Origin of the sequence: Mesorhizobium sp. M7A.F.Ca.AU.002.02.1.1 (assembly GCF_003998535.1) — a bacterium.
In the GTDB taxonomy this organism is placed as follows: Bacteria; Pseudomonadota; Alphaproteobacteria; order Rhizobiales; family Rhizobiaceae; genus Mesorhizobium; species Mesorhizobium ciceri.
In genome coordinates, this window is sequence record NZ_RZPB01000652.1 from 1 (window position 1) to 3424 (window position 3424).

Annotated in this window: 2 protein-coding genes and 1 pseudogene; 1 reads left to right on the forward strand and 2 read right to left on the reverse strand. The window is 62.2% G+C overall.

The window, feature by feature from the left end:
• Positions 1-440, forward strand: a pseudogene (locus EN879_RS28725) (glycerophosphodiester phosphodiesterase); the annotation flags it as partial.
• 30 nt (positions 441-470) lie between these two features.
• Here the strand turns inward: EN879_RS28725 and EN879_RS28730 are convergent.
• The gene (locus tag EN879_RS28730; RefSeq protein ID WP_063168055.1) at positions 471-2450 is read right to left on the reverse strand and encodes a bifunctional 2',3'-cyclic-nucleotide 2'-phosphodiesterase/3'-nucleotidase; all 1980 of its coding nucleotides are present in this window, start codon (positions 2448-2450) and stop codon (positions 471-473) included.
• A 149-nt stretch (positions 2451-2599) separates the two neighbouring features.
• Positions 2600-3424, reverse strand: an 825-nt coding sequence (locus EN879_RS28735; protein ID WP_127274407.1) for an FAD-dependent oxidoreductase, incomplete at its 5' end; no start/stop codon positions are given.

Genomic DNA, 3424 nt, shown 5'->3' on the forward strand with positions numbered 1-3424 from the left:
TGCTATCGCCGAACGAGCGCTTCTATCTCTCGGTCTATGGCGGCGACAAGCCGATTGCCGCAGTCAAGGCAGCACTGCCGGACATGCATACGCTGAGCCGCGCGTCGCTGACGCAATGCATTCTGCGCTATGCCGCGCTTGGCTGGAGCGGCTATGTTCCAGATGCCTGCCGAAAAGGTACCTTGCTCATTCCCGTCAACATCGCGAAATGGATGTGGGGTTGGCCGAACCGGTTTCTCGATCGCATGCAAGGCGTCGACAGCCGCGTCTATCTGCTCGGCCCGTACACCGGCGGCGACTTTTCGCAAGGGCTGGACGATCCCGAACTGATCAAGCAGCTGCCGAACGGTTATTCCGGCGGCATTTCCACCGATGCGCTGGATCTCGTCATGCCTGACATCAAGGAACGTTTCACCCAGCCGGCTCAATCCACGCCATAAGGCCGGGACTCGAGCCGACCCGAACCACCTTCAAAGCAGGATGCGGTATTTCGCGAAACCTGCCTCGCCCTCGCCTGCCGGCTCGATCTTCAGCGATTTCAGCTGCGCAATGAAATCCTTCGCCTTGGCGCCGGTTTCGAACACGGCGCTGGTTCCAGGCAGCGGCGCGAACGACCAGTTGTCGTCCGCGGACGGGTTGATTGTACCCTCGCTGACGATGTAGCGGACGATGACGTCGCGATTGGTGTCCGGCGCTTCATAGATGATCTTCGAGGCATTGATGTCGGGGAAATTGCCGCCGCCACCGGCCCGGTAGTTGTTGGTCGCGACGACGAATTTCTGTTTGGGGTCAATTGGTTTTCCATCGAAACTCAGGTCGACGATGCGATTGGCGCCAGCGTTAGCCAGCCCGCCCTTGGCATCGTATTTCGGCGGCTGCGACAGGTCTATTTTATAGGTGACGCCGTCGATGACGTCGAAATTGTAGGACGGAAAATCGGTGTTGATGAGGGCCTGGTCGGCCTTCCCTGGCTCGATCCGGTTGAAGATCCCGGCCGACATTTCCAGCCATTCCTTGACCTGCCCACCGGTGATTTCGACCGCACGCACGGTGTTGGGATAGAGATAGAGGTCGGCGACGTTCTTGATGGCGATATCGCCGGCGGGCACGTCGGTATAGTAGTCGGCGCCGTTGCGTCCGCCGGCCTTGAACGGAGCGGCCGCCGACAGCAGCGGCACATCCTTCCATTGCGTATTCTTCAGAATATCCCTGAGGTACCAGGTCTGCGCCTGGCTGACGACCTGCACCGACGGATCGTCGGCGACCAGCGCGAAATAGGAATAGAGCGGCGCGGAGGTCTTGCCGACGGGGCGGCGCACATAGGCCAGTGTTGCCTGGTGGTCCTGCTCAAGGGCCGCGATGATGCGCTTGTCGTCCGGGACAGTCGGTTTATTCTTGTTGTCGACGCGTTCGAAGATCGGCCGCGCCTCGGAAGTGGCGGAAACGACCTTCCATTTCGACCCGTCACGCTCCAGCATCAGGTCGATCAGCCCCATATGCGAGCCCCAGAAACCGCCCATGACGGCGGGTTTGCCCTGCAGCGTGCCCTTTTGCGTGTCGACACCATCGAGCGACTGGAAATCCTTCTTGCCGGGGAACACCAGATGCTGGTGCCCGGTGAACACCGCGTCGATGCCGGCGACGCCGGCGACGAAGAACGAGGCGTTCTCCATCATGTCGCCGTGCTTCACGTCGATGCCGGAATGCGACAGCGCAATGACGATGTCGGCGCCCGCCTCCTTCATCTGCGGCACCCAGGCCTTGGCCGCCTCGACGATGTCGCGCGTCTTGACGTTGCCTTCGAGGTTCTTGAGATCCCAGACCATGATCTGCGGCGGCACGAAGCCGATGATGCCGATCCTGATCGGCTGCTCGGCGCCCGAACCGTCCTTGATCTTCTTGTCGAGGATGACATAGGGCTTGAGATAGAGCTTGTCGTCGCGCGGGTTCGCGGCAAGCTCCGTGCCGCGGATCAGATTGGCGCAGACGAAGGGAAAATTGGCGCCGGCCAGCACCTTGTCCAGGAACGACAGGCCATAGTTGAACTCGTGGTTGCCCAGCGTCGAGCACTCGTAGCCGAGCAGGTTCATACCCTTCATGATCGGATGCAGGTCGCCGTCCTTCAGGCCCTTCTCATAGGCGATGTAGTCGCCCATCGGATTGCCCTGCAGCAGGTCGCCATTGTCGATCAGCATCGAATTCACCGCTTCCTTGCGCACGGCGTCGATCAGGGAGGCCGTGCGCGACAAGCCCAGCGTGTCGTTCGCTTTGTCGGCGTAATAATCGTAAGGCAGCACGTTCACATGGATGTCGGTGGTCTCCATGATCCGGAGATGCGCCTGGTTGGCCTGTGCGCGAGCGGAGAAGGGATGAAGCACGATCAGCGCCCCTGTAGCTGCGGTGCCAGCGAGGAAATCGCGGCGGGAGACGGGATGGAGCAGTTGCGACATGTTTTCTCCTTATCGACAACGTGACACGCCCTGCCCCGAAGCGAACTTCGCGCCGAAATCGGCTCAAGTCCATTCAAGAAGTTGCGTGCATCGGAAGGTCAGTCGACCAGCAACAGATGACGTGCGGATGAACGGTGCCGGTGAAGAAATCAGCCCTTGTCGTCGTCGCCCTGGGTGATCAGCCGCGCGCTGCGTTGCCCCGTCGCGTAGATCCATAGCCAGCTCAGCGAAACAGCAAGCCGGTTGCGAAAGCCGATCAGGAAATAGATGTGAGCCACTCCCCACAGCCACCAGGCGAGCCAGCCGGTGAGCTTGATCCAGCCGAAATCGATGGCGGCGGCGCGTTTGCCGATCGTCGCCAGATCGCCGGCATGCCTGTAGTGGAAAGGACGCGCGGTCGTGTCGCCGCCGAGCCTGGCCTTGATGGTAGCCGCAACATGTCGGCCCTCCTGCTTGGCGGAAGGCGCCACGCCGGGAACCGGCCGCCCGTCTGGCCGCAGCACATGAGCGGCGTCGCCGATGACGAAGATCTCCGGGCTGCCACGCACACTTAGATCGGGCTCGACCAGCACCCTGCCCGCGCGGTCCGCCTTCGCTCCCAGCCATTCAGCGGCTGGCGAAGCGGCAACGCCGGCTGCCCACAGGATCGTTCGGGCGGCCAGTTGCTTATCGCCAAACACGACACCTTCGGCGTCGCAGCGCGTGACGGCCCGCCCGAGCCCGACCGTCACGCCGAGCCGCTCGAGCGCTTTGTTGGCGTAGTCGGAAAGTTTCGGTGCGAAATTGGCCAGAATGCGGTCGCCGGCCTCGATCAGCACCACGCGCGTCTGCCGCGTGTCGATGTTGCGGAACTCGCCGCGCAGCGTGTCATGCGCCAGCTCGACGATGGTGCCGGCAAGCTCGACGCCGGTCGGCCCGCCACCGACGATCGCAATGGTCAGCAGCGCCTGGCGCTTGGCGGGATCAGCCTCCCG